This is a genomic window from Paenibacillus gansuensis, assembly GCF_042684925.1.
Lineage (GTDB): Bacteria > Bacillota > Bacilli > Paenibacillales > DY6 > Paenibacillus_N > Paenibacillus_N gansuensis.
Window position 1 is genome coordinate 15,478 of sequence record NZ_JBHUME010000015.1, and the last position, 15,668, is coordinate 31,145.

The following is a 15,668-nucleotide window of genomic DNA, read 5'->3' on the forward strand; positions in this document are numbered from 1 at the left end:
CTATGAATGCGTTAGAGCTGAACCATCTGTATAAGCAGTTTGGCGAGAAAACCGCCGTGAACGGGATCTCCTTGGAAGCGAAGCCGGGGGAGATTTACGGCTTGCTGGGAGCCAATGGGGCCGGCAAAACAACCACTATGCGCATGGTGCTGGGACTTATTTACCCTGATGCGGGAGAAATCCGGTTGAAGGGGCAGAAGCAGACGCTGGAAAATTCACGCCGTATCGGCTATTTGCCGGAGGAGCGCGGGTTGTATCCGAAGGTGAAGGTGAGCGATCAGATTCTGTATCTGGCACAGCTGCGCGGGGTGTCCCGAAAGCAGGCGGATGCGGATTTGAAGCGGTGGCTGGAGAAATTCGAAGTACCCGAGTATTACAACAAAAAGGTGGAGGAACTCTCGAAGGGCAACCAACAGAAAATTCAATTCATCGCCGCGGTGATCCACAATCCGGAGATCATGGTGCTGGACGAAGCGTTCAGCGGGCTGGACCCGGTGAATGTGGAGCTGTTGAAGTCCACCGTGAAAGAGCTGCGTGATCAGGGCGCCTGCATTTTGTTTTCCACACACCGGATGGAGCATGTGGAGGAGTTGTGCCGTAACATTTCTATTTTGCATAAATCGAATACCGTGTTAAAAGGAGCCGTTAAGGACATTAAAAATTCATTCCCTAAAGAAAAAGTGGTGCTTGGCGTAGAGCATGAGGTGCAGGGGTTAGAAGCAGTTCCAGGCGTGAACGGCGTGGAGCGTACGGAAGACGGATATTTGCTCCGGATTGCGCGTCCCGAAGCGGCGCAGCAAATATTGGCCGCAGCCATAGCCCAGGGGCCGATTCAAAGATTTGAAGTGTTGGAACCGACATTGAACGAAATTTTTATTAAATCGGTAGGTGAACGCCATGAATAATTTAGGTGCTGTCATTGGTTTTACGTTAAGGAACCGGCTGCAGACGAAATCTTTTGTAGTGACATCTCTTATCATTGGACTCATTATTACGGTTGTCATTCATTTGCCGTTTATTTTAGCGTTATTCGATAAGGGCGGGGCAAGGCAGATCGGGGTTGCGGATACCGGTTCGGAAGTCGTGCAGGCGCTGGAAGCTTATTACGCGAAGCAGGAAGAGCCGGATGTGGAGCTTGTGAAATTTAAGGACGCCACGGAAGAAACATTCAAGAAGGCGATTGTCGACGGCAAAATTGACGGATACCTGGAGCTGGCCGATCAACCAACCGGGTTTCCTGCATTGACGTATAAGGCGGAAGGGACCGGTTCTGGCGCTGTAAATGAACTGCAGCAGGCTTTGCAAGTAGTCAAGACTGAGCTGGTTATACAGAATGCCGGGCTCACGGAAGAGCAGAAAAACTTGATCTACGCTCCCATTGATATCAATCAGGTGCAAATTACAGCTGAGGGCGGCGCAGGCACGGTGGGCAGCGGCAAAACTTCTTCGGAAGTAGCCATGTCCATGGGTGTTGTTTACGTGACCATTATTCTGCTGTTCATGGGCATTATGATCACCGGGCAGCTCATCGCTACGGAGATTACCTCTGAAAAGAGTTCACGGGTTATGGAGGTACTGATCACTAGTGTGAATCCGTTGACGCAAATGTTCGGCAAAATTCTGGGGATGCTGGTTGTCGGTCTGAGTCAGATCGGAATTTTCATTGCCGTTGCAGTTGTTAATTTTCTTCTGCCGCATAACTTGCAGAAATTCAAGGAGATGGACATTCGGTTCAGCGATATCGACCCATTGATGGTTGTGTATGCCGTGGTATTCTACCTGCTGGGCTACTTCCTTTATGCTACGCTGTTCGCCGCGGTCGGCTCGCTGGTAAGCCGAACTGAAGATCTCGGGCAAGCGGTCATGCCGCTGACCTTCCTGTCGATGGGCGGATTCTATATCGCCATCTTCGGGCTGAACAGCGCGGACGCGCCGCTGATAAAGGCGGCCTCGTTCATCCCGTTCTTCAGCCCGTATGCGATGTTCCTGCGGATCGGTAACTCCGATCCGGCTGTGTGGGAAGTCGCGCTGTCGCTGGCCATCCTGGCGGCAAGCATCCTGTTCTTCGGTTGGCTGTCGGCGCGGATTTACCGCACCGGTGTGCTGCTGTACGGCAAGCGTCCTTCTTGGAAGGAGCTTCGCAAGGCAATGCGGGCTTATAAGGCTTGAGATAGTGTGCATAGACGGACTGATGCTGCTACTGCTGCTCAGTTTTTGGTGGGGAAGCGAAGATGCGCAGCAGTTACAGAAATTAGAGTCACCGTCTTTCAAGAGTATGATTCCAAATAATTCAACCTATGTTTCGGAGATAAATTCTACATTGCTGCCTATTATCTAAAAAGAAGGATACCGTCCCCGGTACCCTTCTGGTATGTTACTAACTTCATCTCAGACCTATTTGTTTTCTGTATCTTTGTTTTCATCTTTTTCTTGGTTCATCACGTTGTTAACCAGATTTTGAGTCGCATTTCGGGTAGCGCTAACTGCATTTCCTACGGCGTTCTGAACATAGTTTGCTGCGGATTGAAGTCCGTCTTTTGTAGTATCAACGGCGTTTTCCATCATGTTTTCTTGGTTCCGGTTATTTTCAGACATTGCTGTCCCTCCATTCATCGATTTCGTATATATTCTCCAGATATTGATGATCGTATTCCGGCCCGGCTGAAAGAGCGGCTGTCGATTGTTCAGCTTAAGGTTAGATGCCTTTATATAGAATTGATTGCCGGGTTCATTCTGATTGATGTGAAGTCGAGGGAAGAAGCCATAGAGCGGGCCATGCGAATGCCGGACCCGCAAGGACATGGGGAAGGTCAGATTGAATTGCGTCAAGATTTTGAGGCGCCGGTTGGGAACTTGCCGGAACGGTGGCAGGCTGGCGTTATTTCCGGAAACCTTATGTCTGGCTGATAACGCGCTGTCGGCGTTGGATGATACCGGCTGGAGAAGCGGAAAAAGCGGGAAAACTGCCGGGCAAGTTTATATAACGGCATATAAGAAGGCAGCCCTTACTCGTTCCATAGGAACAACCAAGGGCTGCCTTTCAACTTAGTTCCTTATTTCGATCCCACACCGATTCGCCTTTCACCAAAGTCACGTAAACCCGCTCATTCTCTACGCTCTCGCCTGCGATCAGCTTGAGAAGCTGTTCGGCTGCCAAGGCGCCCCACTTCTTCTTGGAGTAGTCGATGGTAGCGAGACGGGGGGTTGTATAGTCCATCATTTCAATATTGTCGAAGCCGATCAGGCTGATCTGTTCCCCGATGCGATAATCCGACTTGGCCAGTGCTGTATACATCCCCAATGCCATTTCGTCGTTTAGGCAGAATACTGCGCAAGGGGCGGTGTATTCCGCGATGAGCAGTTCGGCGGCCGCTTCGCCGCCTGATTTGTTAAAGTCCCCCGGGATAACGATTAACTCAATCTCGCTGTGCCGTTCCACCACTTGGTGCACAGCATGCATCCGCTGCTTAGAGTCGAAGGAATTGTCGGGTCCCGTCACTACATATATTTTCTTATGGCCTTGTTCAATCAGGTATTCAACCGCGAGGGAGGCCCCTGCCTTGTTATCCAGCTGAACCAGGTTGATGTTCGGATGGTTCAGTTCCCGGTCCAGAACGACCAGCTTATGGCCCCGGTCTGCATACTGCAGCAGCTTCTCGCTGTCGAAAGTCCAATCCAGTACAATCGCCCCGTCGATCATCCGCTCGGGCAGCATCCGGTGGGACTGCCTTCCGCTGCATACGACCAGATCGTAGCCTTTTTTGTTCAAAACTTCCTTCGTGCCCTGCACTAAATTCCCGTAAAAGCCTCCGCTGAAATCCGTCAGGAAGACGCCGATAATTTTCGTTTCGCGCTTCTTCAAGTTTCTAGCCGCTGCATTGGGAACATAGTTCAGCTCCTTGGCGATCGCCAGAATTCTTGCGCCGGTTTCATCGGTTACTTTGGGGCTTCCATTCAGCGCGTAAGACACGGTTGAAATGGAAACACCGGCTTTCTTGGCAATATCTTTAATGCTGACCACGGCACTCTCTCCTATTCTTTACTTCTCCTTCATACTATCTCATCTACTATGTTTTAGCCATGTATATCCATGATATTGATGTCGTCTGTCAAGTTCTCCTCCAGCCACGCACGGCTGATCCTAACACCTGCGGAACGGTACCGGTTGGCTTCAGCCGAAGCCTCAGCCGGACGCCCGTTCAACGTCACGCGGGCGATGGAACCGGGGCTCTGTGTCACCCAGTAAACGAATGTAACCGGCTTGCCGTGAACACGATACTCGAAGCGCATGCCGTCCAAGTGATCAGGCAGCACCGGATCCAGCAGCAAGTCGCCGCCTTCCATCCGGATCCCCAGCGCTTGGGAAATCAGCTGGTTCATGTAAATCCCCGGGCCGCTGGAATAGATGCGCCATCCGCCTTTGACCAGGACCGATCCGTCGCGCAGCCCGCTGAACTGCTGCTGAGCTTCGTACCGGCTCTTAAACTTTCCGTCGGAGGAGGAGAAGTAGGCGTTGCTCTGCCGCAGCTCCGCATTCGGCACAACCTCCTGCAGCCCAATCGGGTTAATGCGGGCAAGTCCGCTCCATACTTCCCCTCGTTTGCCCAACTTTGCCATCGCTTCCACATAGCGGATGTGGGCATGTACGTATTGCAGGCCGATCTCGCGCCCGAAGTTGGAAGCCTGCTCCGCACGCTTGAAATTTATGCTGACCCCTCCCGCGTAATGGGCAGGGCGGTTCATCAGCCGTACGCCGTCGGGACAGAACAATTCCTGTTGGATCAGCTGATAGTGCGCTTCCGCTTCCTCGGGGCTGAGCAGCTCGCCGATCATGCTCCGGGTCATGGGCAGCAGCCGGTATTGGATGCCCGTCTTGCGGTCCGTCGGATGCAGCATGCGCTCCGCCATGCCGGGTTCCTCCATATATACAAAGCCAGGTATAACTTCATCACTGAGCATGTAGCGGCGGAAATCCGCTTCAATGCGCGCAGCAAGTTCAGCAAGTTCACCGGATAAAGGAATATCCACCCCGGCCAGCACTTTAGACAGCTTGGCAATGGTCTGGTAGGTGAGGGCCACCGTCCAAGAGCTGGCCATAAACTGTTTCAACTGCGCGTTGGCGGGTTGAAGCGTGTCATCCCAATCCCCATCGCCGTATGCAGACAGATGCGTATCGTGAAGAAAGTGGCCGCGGATATAGTCCAGCTGCTTATGGATATGTTCCAGCAGAGCAGGGCGCCGCCCGGTAAACTCGAACGTATGTCGGTCCGTATAGGGCAGCGGCTCCTGCAAAATGCCGTAGTCCGCGGTTGCCGCCAAATAATCGCCGATCACTTTCAGCGGCCACACAATGATGTCGCCGTGGCTTTCTTCGGATTGGATCTTTTTATACCTGTCGAACATGAACCATTGGGGCCAGTTACCGGTATCCTCATACTGAGCGGAATAGACGGCGGCGATAATCTCCCGAACTGACCCGTACCGCTGTGTGGCGAGGAAGTACTCCGCAGGTCCCTGGCACACGTCGCGCGTCCCCCAGGCTGCGCCACCGTATTGCTCCAATCCGTGCGGGGATGAGTAGTGGACCAGCATATTGTGCGTATACCACCAAGCAAGGGTGTTCATTTTGAACATCTCCGCGCCCAGTTTCTGCTGGCCTTCGCCGGCGGATAGGCGGAAGCCGTTCATTACGTCCCGGTAGAACTCCCGGAACTTTACGGATTCTTCCTCGAAGGACAGATGGGAGAAGGCAGGCGTTCCGCCCTCCAGCAATCCCTGGATGGTTAAGCTCCAGGACGAAGCTGCGGCGAGCTCAAGCACCACCAGCGATGCGGAGCCAGGCGCGGCATGCCCGGCCAGTACCGATTCATCGGAGACGGTCACGGCCGCGCCGTCGACTTTCATCCGGTAAGACAACTCAGGCTGGATTGAGGCACTCATAGCCGCTTCATCTGCCTTAAAGGTAAGAATCCCGCCGGACTCCTGCATCCGGAATGGAGTTTCATATTCATTGCCGTTCATAACGACCTGCTGCGTAACAAGATACCGGTAAGCCCGGCCGCTTTGGGATAACACCTCGAGCCGGATTTCAGGGGTATCGAAGCGGGTATAGTTTGTCACTGTAATCAGGTCGTCTTCGGTCTTGTAAAACCAGCGGGCATAATGAAATCCCATCTCGAATGCAGAAGGCATAGTCAACAGCCGATACCGTCCCTGGTGCTCCAGATAAATCCGCTGTCCTGAGGTTTTCATAAGATTTAATGCACTTCTCGCGTTGGAGATCATTTTGTTGAACGAAGTATTGCCTACAACCACCTGCGAGTTGAACATTCCGTACATATAAGAAGTCGTGGCCAGTACGTCAGGCTTCATGGATGCGTTGCGGCCGGTCATCAGGATGTGGCCATGAGGACGCTCGGTTCTTACTTCTTTTTCCTGCAAAACTACATGCTCATGCGTTTCCGTGAAAAAAGAAAGCAGCATCCCGTTCTCCCATTCTTCCTGCTTGCGGGCGGGGAAGTGTTCCTTAAGCTCTTCGCCGGAGAAAGGCAGGGACTGGAGAGGAGGGCCGGCCAGAGGCGACGGCTTCGGCTGGCCAACATGCTGAAAGCGCAAGATGTCTGCGGGCCGTGCGCACACCCGGCGCCAGGCTTCGGCCACATCCTCCTGAAAGTCCGGTTTGGTAACGGCATCGGCATGATCCGGACGGTACAAGCCGTAAAATACAAAACGCGCGGTTCCATTCAGATCGACCAGCTCGGACTGCAGGGCCGTATAAGCGAACTCATACTGGTACACCTCATTGGCTAAGGCTGGCTTGTTTAGAATTTCCGGAGTATCCGTAACCTTATAGCTTAATCCGAAAAACTGGAAGCCGTCCGTGGAGTAGCCCGATGCCTTGGTCAAAGAGCCCTGCTGGACATAAGGGAAACGGCCGCCTTGAGGCTGATTTTGCCGGGAGCATACAATATAACCCAACTCACCGGTCTCAAAAACAGCATGGTCGATGTATTGTGACACGTAAGCCTCATTGCTGCGGACGAATCCCCTGTGGCCGATGCCCAGGTCCTGCCCGTAAAGGATATCGGCGTTGCAGTTCGTGCCGGTCAGCCGGATATCCCAAAACCAGATGCCGGCGGCGGTTAGATGAAATATGACAGAGTACTCGACGCCCCCCGTTTCTCCGTCAAAGCGGAGCGCTGTTTCACCGGCGGAAACCCGGCTGGCAGAAGCGGCGCCGAGCAGAGGAACCGCGGTAATGCCTGTGCCGGTATGCAGGCGCAGGTACAGGTTGTTCAGCGATCCGTCTACCGGGTTCCCGGCGAGCTGGTTGATGAGAATCTCGCCGGCGGACGCTTCGAGCAGGTCTCCGTTCGGGGAAAATGTGAATTGCAGCTCCCCGGCTTGCAGTTGAAGTTTCGTTTCTGTAGCTTGTATCACGGGAACACTCCTTCTTATGGGAACATGAATTTAAGTTTTCGGAAACGAAAACGGGCTTTCATAATTGACGAATAAATCTGGTTTTAGAAGCGGTCGCACCGCATCGAAAGATATCTGAAAACATCAGCATGATAAGTTTCTCGTTATACTCCATTCTGATATTCTCCGGAATGAAACGAACTGTTCCGCCTAAAGGACGGCGCCGGCGGTTTCACCTCATTTAGCGAGTTCAAAGGAAAGCTCGATTACATCGCGGCTGTTTGGGCCGATGTAAACGCGGAACGAGCCGGCATCGCTTGCGTGTGTCAGATCCGCGTGATAATAGCGGAGCTGCTCCTCGCTGAGCGTAAAGCGGACTACTTCGCTTTCGCCTGGCTCCAGCGCAGCTTTGCGAAACGCCTTCAGCTCTTTCACGGGGCGGACGACGTCGCCGGCCATGTCGCGCACATAGAGCTGAACGGTTTCCACGCCGGCTGCGCTGCCGTTGTTCGTCACGCGCACGGAGACCGTGAGCGGCTGATCCGGCGTCATGGTGCCGCCGGATAATGCTGCTTCACTGTATGCGAACGACGTGTAGCTTAGCCCGAAGCCGAACGGGAGCAGCGGTTCATTCGGAATGTCCAGATACTTGGACACGTAATGGTCCGGTGCGGTCGGCACGTTCGGCCTGCCTGTGTTGTAGGCGTTGTAATAGACCGGCACTTGTCCGACCGCGTAAGGGAAGGACATCGTCAAGCGGCCGGTCGGGCTCACATCGCCGAACAACAGGTCCGCGAGGGCGGCGCCGCCCTCGCTGCCTGGGAACCAGGCTTCCAGCACGGCGTCGGCTTCATCGATGACGCCGTGCAAATCCAGTGGGCGTCCGTTGAACAGGACGACCGCTATCGGCTTGCCAAGCGGCTTCAGCTTGGCGAGCAGATCGAGCTGCGCCTGCGGGAGGCGGATGTCCGCGCGGGAGCAGGCTTCGCCGCTCATGGAAGCGGACTCGCCGAGCGCCAGCACGATGACGTCGGCCGTGCGCGCTGCTTCCAGCGCTTCGGCCAGCTGCGCCTCCGTTGCCGGCGCTTCAACGCCGCAGCCTTCCGCTGCGGTGAGCAGGCCGGCCGGGAGTTTCGCAGCCATGCCGTCATACAGCTGTACGGCATCGTCGTGCACCCCGCGCCAGCACCAGGCGCCGAGAAGATCCCCGCTCCGGCCGAACGGGCCGATCAGCGCGATGCGGCTGTCCTTGCGAAGCGGAAGGACGCCTTCGTTCTTCAACAGCACGCAGGACGCCGCAGCGGCGTCGCGGGCTGCCTGGCGGTGCTCGGCGGAATATACTACCGCACGTTCCAGCTCTACATCCGCACCGCGGTACGGATTTTCGAACAGGCCCAGCTTCTGCTTAAGCGTCAATATGCGCAATACCGCTTCGTCAATCAGCGCCTCGCTGATTTCTCCGGATTCGACAAGTCCCTTCAGATGCTTAGGGTAGCAGGACGTCATCATCTCGATATCTAATCCGGCTATGATCGCCTTTCGCGCCGCTTCCGCTTCGTCTGCAGCTACGCCGTGCGGAATCATTTCCTTTACGGCCCCCCAGTCCGAGATAACAACGCCGTTGAAGCCCCATTCCTCCCTGAGCAGCTTCCTCATCAGCCAGCGGTTGCCGGAAGCCGGAATCCCGTCGATCGTATTAAAAGAGGTCATCACCATTTCGCATCCCTCTTCCAATGCGGCACGGTAGGCCGGCAGGTAGAACTCCCTAAGCTGGCGCTCGGACATATCTACCGTGTTGTAATCCCGTCCCGCCTCAGCCGCGCCGTAAGCGGCAAAATGCTTCACGCACGCCGCCACACGCAACGGATCCTGCAAGTCGTCCGTTCCTTGGAAGCCGCGTACGAAGGCTTTAGCGAACTCGCTGTTCAAATACGTATCTTCCCCCGTAGATTCCATGACGCGTCCCCAGCGGGGATCCCGGACCAGATCGACCATCGGAGCAAAAGTAACATGAACACCCGAAACAGCAGCCTCCTTCGCCGCCACCTCAGCGCTGCGCTCCGCCAGCTGCAGGTCCCATGAGCAGCCCATAGCGAGCGGGATCGGGAAGATCGTCCGGTAGCCGTGTATAATGTCAGCCATAAACAATAAAGGAATACCCAGCCGGTTTCGTTCCAGATGGGCTCTCTGCAAAGTAATGACATCCTGCGCTCCGGTGACGCCAAGTACAGAGCCTGTATCGCGCACCGTTTCTTCTGTAATCCCTAAAGATGCCATAGGACCTGTGATTTCGCCATGGGTTCCGTCAAAGAAATGGCCGGCCAGCTGCAGCAGCTGTGAGATTTTCTCGTCCAGGGTCATCTTTTGAAGCAGTACTTGCAGATCGTTCACCATCGTCATAGTTCCTCCCGAGTGCGGTAATGTAATGAAAATGAAGAAAAGATACTCAATAGAAACGTTTCTATAAACTGTAAAATGCATTATAAAGATAATAAAAAACGAAGTCAAATTGTTAAATAGCATATCGAAACGTTTATATCTTTGCTATTTTTGGTTCATTATAGCATAATAGAAAGCAGTTGAATACGATTTCAAAATGTTTTATAATCTTATCGAAACGTTTTTATTGCGAATGTCAAAGCTGAATCAGGCATCCGGAGAATCGTTTCACAACCGCGCTTTAAAGTTTTTGAAAGCTGTTTCAATCCGGGAAACGGACGATTTCTGTAAGATGCATGGTAGAATTGTACTTTAAGGGGAGGAAGACATCATGAAGAAGAAGATGGTTACAGCAGTACTGGCAAGCACTCTGCTCCTATCCGGGATGTTGGCGGGATGCGGTTCCGACGGAAACGGCAGCGGCAAAGACGGGCAGGTAACGCTGAACGTATGGGGAATGGGAGAGGAAGCCAAGTCGCTGCCGAAAATTGCCGAAGCGTTCGAGAAGGACAATCCGGATATTGACGTGAAAGTGCAGGCGCTTCCTTGGGATACGGCTCATGACAAGCTGTTGACCGCCGTGGCTTCGAAGAAAGGCCCGGATGTCCTTCAGATGGGAACAACCTGGATTCCGGAATTCGCCTCCGCCAAAGCGCTGCTCGATTTGAAGCCGCACCAGGAGAAGTATCCTGAATTAAAGAATGACAATTTCTATGAAGGCACGCTGAATACCGCCGCTTATGAAGGTGCCGTAGTCGGAGTTCCATGGTATATCGACACCCGGGTACTTTATTACCGCACGGATTTACTGGAGTCGGTCGGCTATAAGCAGGCTCCGAAAACCTGGGAAGAGCTGAGCGATGCGGCCCAAAAGCTGGCCAAACGAGGCAAAGGGAAGTACGGGATCTCCCTGGATGCGAAGGAACAGAGCCTGGGCTTTATGTTCGCGCGTCAGAACGGCTCCAAGCTGATCGACGGCGGCAAACCGCAGTTCAATCAGCCGGAATTTGTGGAAGCTATCGAATATTTGAATTCCTTCTATACTAACGGTTCCGCTCCGAAAGATCTGGGTCTGGACATCGTCCAAGGCTTTAAGGGAGATGCCATTCTGCCGATGTTCATCAGCGGCCCTTGGATGGTCAAGCTGATCAATGATCAGGCTCCTGAATTGAAAGGCAAATGGGCTACTGCCGTCCTTCCGATGAAAAAGAATAACATTTCCGCATTGGGCGGTTCCAACTTGTCCATCTTCCAGCATTCGAAGAACCAAGAGGAAGCTCTGAAATTCCTTGCTTATATGAGCAAGCCAGAAACTCAGGCAGAGTGGTTCAAGCTGACCCAGTCCATGCCTTCGACGAAGAAAGCCTGGGAGGATCCGGCGTTGAAGGATGATGCGAATTTCCGTGTCTTCGGCCAGCAGCTGGAGGCGTCCGAGCCTATGCCGCTGATCAAGCCTTGGGAGAAAATTGCGCAAAGCTACCTTCAGACATTTGAGAAAATATACCGCGGTACAGGCGATGTGAAGCCGGAGCTGGATGCTTTCAACAAACAGGCGGAACAAATACTTAACTGATAATCGCCCCGGGCAGGCGGCCTTCAGCGGGCTTCCCGCGTGTGCCGCCTTGTCTAACGGCTTTCATGCATCAACGCAACGAAAGAAGGGATAGCTTTGAGAAGCTTCAGCACAAACAAGGCTGCACCATACTTGTTTATAGCACCGGTCATTGTGTTGCTTACTTTGTTCTCGCTGCTGCCGATTCTGGTAGCTCTGGTCATCAGTTTTACCGACATGGACATTGCGGGACTGGGGGATTTTTCTTCGATTCAATTCATCGGTTTCGGGAATTATGTGCAGGTGCTGTCGGATCCGATATTTGTCAAATCGATCTTGAATACGCTGTTTTACGTCGTCATCGGGGTACCGCTTGTTATTTTGTTCTCGTTGTCGATCGCTTTGCTTGTTAATTTCGGAAAATCACGGACGTTTAAAGTATTCCGCGTCGTTTTCTATATGCCATCGGTAACGAACGTAGTAGCGGTGGCGGTCGTATGGAGCTATCTGTATAACCCGAGTATCGGACTTTTTAATTATTTACTGGAAAAAGCGGGCGCAGGAACCGTACCGTGGCTTACAGACCCTGTCATGGCGAAAATTTCGCTGATCATTCTGGCATTATGGCGCGGGATCGGTCTAAATATGATTATTTTTATCGCGGCCCTGCAGGGCATTCCGAGATCATATTACGAGGCGGCGGCTCTGGACGGGGCAAACCGTTGGCAGCAATTGGTTTATATTACGATTCCGATGCTTCGCTATGCTATATTCTTCGTGTCCATTACAACAATGATCGGCTGGCTGCAGTTCTTTGAGGAGCCGTTCATTATGACAGAGGGCGGACCGCTCGACAGTACCACATCCGTAGCGCTGTTCATCTACCGTAACGGGTTTTCCATGAGCAACTTCGGTTACGCGGCCGCGGGCTCTTTCGTTCTGTTCCTTGCGATCATTGCGATCACGCTGATTCAATTCCGTCTGCAAAAGAAAGAGACCGATTTTTAACCCGGTCTATAGGTGAGGTGATCTTATGAGTTCCATGACAGTGAACCGGACGAAAACGCAGGGAAGGGCAGGGGACAGCGGGTTCCAGTGGGCTGCGGGCATTGTTTTGACGGTCGGCGGCCTTCTGATGCTGCTGCCGTTTCTATGGATGATTCTATCGGCGTTCAAAACGGAAAGCGAAGTGTTGCAGATTCCCCCGACAATGATTCCGGCGGAAGTGACATTTGATAATTTCCGTAATTTGTTCGCCAATATGAACTTCGCTTTATATTTGAGAAACACGCTGATTATCGTATTGTTCTCTTTTCTCGGCCTGTTTTTGAATGCCATGGCGGGTTTTGCTTTTGCCAAGTATACATTTAAGGGCAAGGAGAAATTTTTCCTGCTGGTGCTGGCCACGATGATGATTCCAGGACAGGTGACCATGATTCCGGTATATCTGATTCTGAACTATATGGGCTTGACTAATACGATGGCGGGCATTGTGCTTCCTGGATTAGTAGGCGCGTTCGGCATCTTCCTTTTCCGCCAGTTCATGTCGACGATACCGGATGAGCTTCTGGAAGCGACACGGCTCGACGGTGCCGGCGAGTTTCGAACGTTCCTGCAGATCGTGTTGCCGATCTCGAAGCCCATTATTGCCGTTCAGGCGATCTTGACGTTTATCGCAGGGTGGAACAGCTTCCTGTGGCCGCTGATTATCGCCAACGATGAGGCTCTGTATACGCTGTCGGTGGGGCTTTCCTTGCTGAAAGGGCAGTACGGGGGCAATTATGCGCTCCAGATGGCCGGCTCCGCCTTCATGGTCGTGCCGATCATCGCCATCTTTGTGTTTTTCCAAAAGCATATTATTGAAAACTACTCGATCTCGGGGATGAAATAAGAAATATCCACTCCCTTTCAGACAATGGTACTTTAAGGCGTGCGTAACGGGCATAAAAAAGCGGCAGAGCAGGAAATATCCTGTACTGCCGCTTATTTGCTTTTGTGGAGGAGCTTACCCAAGCTTAATGCCGATCGCAGCATTGTCTTCCGGTGTTCCAAGCCAATAGCCGTAAGCTATGGCCGTTCCAACAAACTTCTGCAGAACTTCAGGGGAGGGAGGACCCGGTTGAACAGATTCCGCCGGACGGCCGATTTCAACAAAAAAATCTCCCATTTTCGCAGTCGATGTAAGCAGCAGGGTTGCAGCTTCATTGGTGGAATTCCTCCAAGCATGCTTTACATCTCCCGGAATATCAATGGCTTCGCCGGCTCGAACGGTTTTCCAGCTGTCTTTTACATAAGCTTCAAGTTCGCCCGAAAAAACATAAAAGGTTTCGCGGTCTTCATGACTGTGAAGAGGTACGACAACATGCGGCGGAACTTCAGCAATCATCTGGCTGTAATCCCGGTTTTCCGCTAACTCCGTCAAAAGTCTGACACGTGGTCCCATAACATCTAAATACGACACAAACCCATTCCTCCAATATCGGTATCTTTGAGCTGCAATCCAGGTGAATAACGTTCTAGCAAAATGATGCGACGAGGCGTGTTTCTAGGACAGAATGTTGTATTTTCTACAACAATCGCATTGAAGTTTCCTCTGCTTTACCCGAAATGCGCACTCTATACAACATTTTCAGCATAAACCGTACATTTGATCAGCTTATTGTTGTACAAAGTGCAACATTCCGCCTTTTGGGGTCAAAACATCTAACAAAGTGTTGTAAAAAATACAACATGTAGCTTTCCCTGTCCCCACTCTGTTAGCGATGAACATGTTCTCATCCGCCTCCTGTCCATCCACAGCGACTATATCGTGCAACCTTCGGAAGCCATGTCATCCGTCCGGAGGAAGCGATGGCCCGCCCCGAGGAGGAGTGTGTTAGGTGTTTCAGGAGAAGCTGGAGCGGAACAAACAACGCCCGCTGCCCGGGTACCCGGGAGCGGGCACGTTATGTTCAGGAGCTTTTGCGGAGACGGTACATCTGGGAATGCTTAATGAATAAATCGACCTCGCCAATAAGCAGCAGGAACATGAGCTGAAGGGGGAAATGCGCCGTTGCAAGATCCTATTCATGGAAACTTCCGGAAACCTGGCCGCCGGCTTTGCGGTGAATCCAAAGAACGACGTAAGACAGGATGATAAACCCGAAGAACGAGTAGATGTGCTTCCAATGTTGAAGGAAGAACATGTGGAAGAAGATGAACACCGGTTCTATGATGAAGCTGAACAAGAAAGCCAGAGCCAGCGTGCCTATGAAATACTTGCGGGCGGTACTTGCCCATTTATACATCCACATATATAGCACCGGGATCACCGTCAAGTCAGCTGGAAACATAGGCGGAACCATCGGCAGCAGTTTATCGGGGTACCCCCACAGCAGCAGTTCTCCTCCGATGACATCAAAGCTGGTGGCCAACGATGCCCACAGAAACCCGTATGACAGGATTTCATAGCTTCGGTTTCGATCTCTGTACCGCCGCCAAACGATCCATGGCACAATCGAGACTAACAAAAGGAACCACCATTGCCACGAACCTAAATCTTCATGGTACCAGTGGGAAGCCGACACATCACGCAGACGTTCCCTAGCCTGAAGGACATCATCATAGGTAGGATATTGCATGTGGTCGGCCTCCTTTGTTCCTTATTTTACGAAAGAAGGAGAAAATTATCCGGTAATGCTTAACAAACAATACCATACCGCTCCCGTTTCCTACATAGGGAGCGGCCGTGATCAGGAAGGCACATTCAGTGCAGTCTCGATATTTTGCAGGTCCAGCTTGATTTGTTCGTTAACGTTGTGCGGATGATAGAGTCCTTTCTGAACCAGGTAAGCGGAGATGATCTCATGGGTGTCGATCGCTTCCTCCAGCTGCTTCGTAAGAATGGCTTTCACTTCAGGGGTAGCGCATTCGGTGACGGCCATAGCATAGTTACGGACACCGCTCTTGGCAGTGATTAGAAAATCCATTGCGATGACCTGATCGGTCAGTGTATTCATCCCTGTTAAGCGCTCAATAATGGGATTCATCGGATCATCTCCCTTGCTGTGTATTGGACAGCAGCCCGCCGAGTTCCTGAAGCTGCCGGGTAGATAGCTGAACATCATCTTTCAAGATCTGCTTTAGTTCCGGGTCCGATATAAGCAGCTGCATGGTTTTGGACTTCGTAAGGCAGACCGTCTTAAAAGCAGCGATTTCATGTACCTCAAGTGTTTCATGCAGCGCATAGGTTGATTGATCCATTTGCATGTTTCCTCCC

13 protein-coding genes and 1 pseudogene are annotated in these 15,668 nt (G+C 52.4%); 6 read left to right on the forward strand and 8 right to left on the reverse strand.

The window, feature by feature from the left end:
- Window positions 1-2 precede the first annotated feature (2 nt).
- Together ACFSUF_RS21065 and ACFSUF_RS21070 are read left to right on the forward strand one after the other, a co-directional pair.
- Window positions 3-905 carry an ABC transporter ATP-binding protein gene (locus ACFSUF_RS21065; RefSeq protein ID WP_377606294.1) on the forward strand — a complete coding sequence of 301 codons (903 nt, stop codon included), beginning with the start codon at window positions 3-5 and terminating at the stop codon, window positions 903-905.
- Window positions 898-2,169 carry an ABC transporter permease gene (locus ACFSUF_RS21070; RefSeq protein WP_377606296.1) on the forward strand — a complete coding sequence of 424 codons (1,272 nt, stop codon included), beginning with the start codon at window positions 898-900 and terminating at the stop codon, window positions 2,167-2,169. The genes ACFSUF_RS21065 and ACFSUF_RS21070 overlap by 8 nt, the downstream gene beginning before the upstream one ends.
- A 225-nt stretch (window positions 2,170-2,394) precedes the next feature.
- On the opposite strand, the gene ACFSUF_RS21075 is transcribed toward ACFSUF_RS21070, so the two are convergent.
- Window positions 2,395-2,595, reverse strand: coding sequence for a hypothetical protein (locus tag ACFSUF_RS21075; protein WP_377606298.1), 201 nt, complete (start codon window positions 2,593-2,595; stop codon window positions 2,395-2,397).
- Window positions 2,596-2,712: 117 nt separating this feature from the next.
- Here ACFSUF_RS21075 and ACFSUF_RS21080 point away from each other — a divergent pair.
- Window positions 2,713-2,907: pseudogene (locus ACFSUF_RS21080) on the forward strand (hypothetical protein); the annotation flags it as partial.
- Window positions 2,908-3,040: 133 nt separating this feature from the next.
- Here ACFSUF_RS21080 and ACFSUF_RS21085 read toward each other — a convergent pair.
- From ACFSUF_RS21085 to bglX, 3 genes are all read right to left on the reverse strand, one after another.
- Complete coding sequence (locus ACFSUF_RS21085; protein ID WP_377606300.1) at window positions 3,041-4,021, reverse strand: LacI family DNA-binding transcriptional regulator; 981 nt, start codon at window positions 4,019-4,021, stop codon at window positions 3,041-3,043.
- A gap of 53 nt (window positions 4,022-4,074) precedes the next feature.
- On the reverse strand, window positions 4,075-7,440 hold the full coding sequence (locus ACFSUF_RS21090) for a GH36-type glycosyl hydrolase domain-containing protein (RefSeq protein WP_377606302.1): 3,366 nt from the start codon (window positions 7,438-7,440) through the stop codon (window positions 4,075-4,077).
- Window positions 7,441-7,656: 216 nt separating this feature from the next.
- Window positions 7,657-9,813, reverse strand: coding sequence for a beta-glucosidase BglX (gene bglX, locus ACFSUF_RS21095; protein ID WP_377606728.1), 2,157 nt, complete (start codon window positions 9,811-9,813; stop codon window positions 7,657-7,659).
- A 376-nt stretch (window positions 9,814-10,189) separates the two neighbouring features.
- Here bglX and ACFSUF_RS21100 point away from each other — a divergent pair, with 376 nt between their 5' ends.
- The 3 genes from ACFSUF_RS21100 (at window position 10,190) to ACFSUF_RS21110 (ending at window position 13,301) form a co-directional block, all read left to right on the forward strand.
- Window positions 10,190-11,431 (forward strand): sugar ABC transporter substrate-binding protein, encoded by a 1,242-nt coding sequence (locus ACFSUF_RS21100; RefSeq protein ID WP_377606304.1) that lies wholly within the window; start codon window positions 10,190-10,192, stop codon window positions 11,429-11,431.
- A 96-nt stretch (window positions 11,432-11,527) separates the two neighbouring features.
- A complete protein-coding gene (locus ACFSUF_RS21105) occupies window positions 11,528-12,418 on the forward strand; it encodes a carbohydrate ABC transporter permease (protein WP_377606306.1) in 891 nt (296 codons plus the stop codon).
- Window positions 12,419-12,452: 34 nt separating this feature from the next.
- Window positions 12,453-13,301 carry a carbohydrate ABC transporter permease gene (locus ACFSUF_RS21110; protein ID WP_377606730.1) on the forward strand — a complete coding sequence of 283 codons (849 nt, stop codon included), beginning with the start codon at window positions 12,453-12,455 and terminating at the stop codon, window positions 13,299-13,301.
- A 114-nt stretch (window positions 13,302-13,415) separates the two neighbouring features.
- Here ACFSUF_RS21110 and ACFSUF_RS21115 read toward each other — a convergent pair whose 3' ends face one another.
- The 4 genes from ACFSUF_RS21115 to ACFSUF_RS21130 all read right to left on the reverse strand — a co-directional run bounded on the left by ACFSUF_RS21115 (window position 13,416) and on the right by ACFSUF_RS21130 (window position 15,652).
- A complete protein-coding gene (locus ACFSUF_RS21115; RefSeq protein ID WP_377606308.1) occupies window positions 13,416-13,871 on the reverse strand; it encodes a cupin domain-containing protein in 456 nt (151 codons plus the stop codon).
- A 601-nt stretch (window positions 13,872-14,472) separates the two neighbouring features.
- The gene (locus ACFSUF_RS21120; protein ID WP_377606310.1) at window positions 14,473-15,030 is read right to left on the reverse strand and encodes a CBO0543 family protein; all 558 of its coding nucleotides are present in this window, start codon (window positions 15,028-15,030) and stop codon (window positions 14,473-14,475) included.
- Between the two features lie 111 nt (window positions 15,031-15,141).
- A complete protein-coding gene (locus ACFSUF_RS21125; protein ID WP_377606312.1) occupies window positions 15,142-15,438 on the reverse strand; it encodes a spore coat protein in 297 nt (98 codons plus the stop codon).
- 4 nt (window positions 15,439-15,442) lie between these two features.
- Window positions 15,443-15,652 (reverse strand): hypothetical protein, encoded by a 210-nt coding sequence (locus ACFSUF_RS21130; protein WP_377606314.1) that lies wholly within the window; start codon window positions 15,650-15,652, stop codon window positions 15,443-15,445.
- Between the last annotated feature and the right edge of the window lie 16 nt (window positions 15,653-15,668).

Coding starts and splice junctions, on each gene's coding strand:
- ACFSUF_RS21075 (WP_377606298.1), bottom strand. CDS start 2,595: ATGTCTGAAAATAACCGGAACCAAGAAAACATGATGGAAAACGCCGTT.
- ACFSUF_RS21125 (WP_377606312.1), bottom strand. CDS start 15,438: ATGAATCCCATTATTGAGCGCTTAACAGGGATGAATACACTGACCGAT.
- bglX (WP_377606728.1), bottom strand. CDS start 9,813: ATGGTGAACGATCTGCAAGTACTGCTTCAAAAGATGACCCTGGACGAG.
- ACFSUF_RS21070 (WP_377606296.1), top strand. CDS start 898: ATGAATAATTTAGGTGCTGTCATTGGTTTTACGTTAAGGAACCGGCTG.
- ACFSUF_RS21100 (WP_377606304.1), top strand. CDS start 10,190: ATGAAGAAGAAGATGGTTACAGCAGTACTGGCAAGCACTCTGCTCCTA.
- ACFSUF_RS21110 (WP_377606730.1), top strand. CDS start 12,453: ATGACAGTGAACCGGACGAAAACGCAGGGAAGGGCAGGGGACAGCGGG.
- ACFSUF_RS21120 (WP_377606310.1), bottom strand. CDS start 15,030: ATGCAATATCCTACCTATGATGATGTCCTTCAGGCTAGGGAACGTCTG.
- ACFSUF_RS21130 (WP_377606314.1), bottom strand. CDS start 15,652: ATGGATCAATCAACCTATGCGCTGCATGAAACACTTGAGGTACATGAA.
- ACFSUF_RS21065 (WP_377606294.1), top strand. CDS start 3: ATGAATGCGTTAGAGCTGAACCATCTGTATAAGCAGTTTGGCGAGAAA.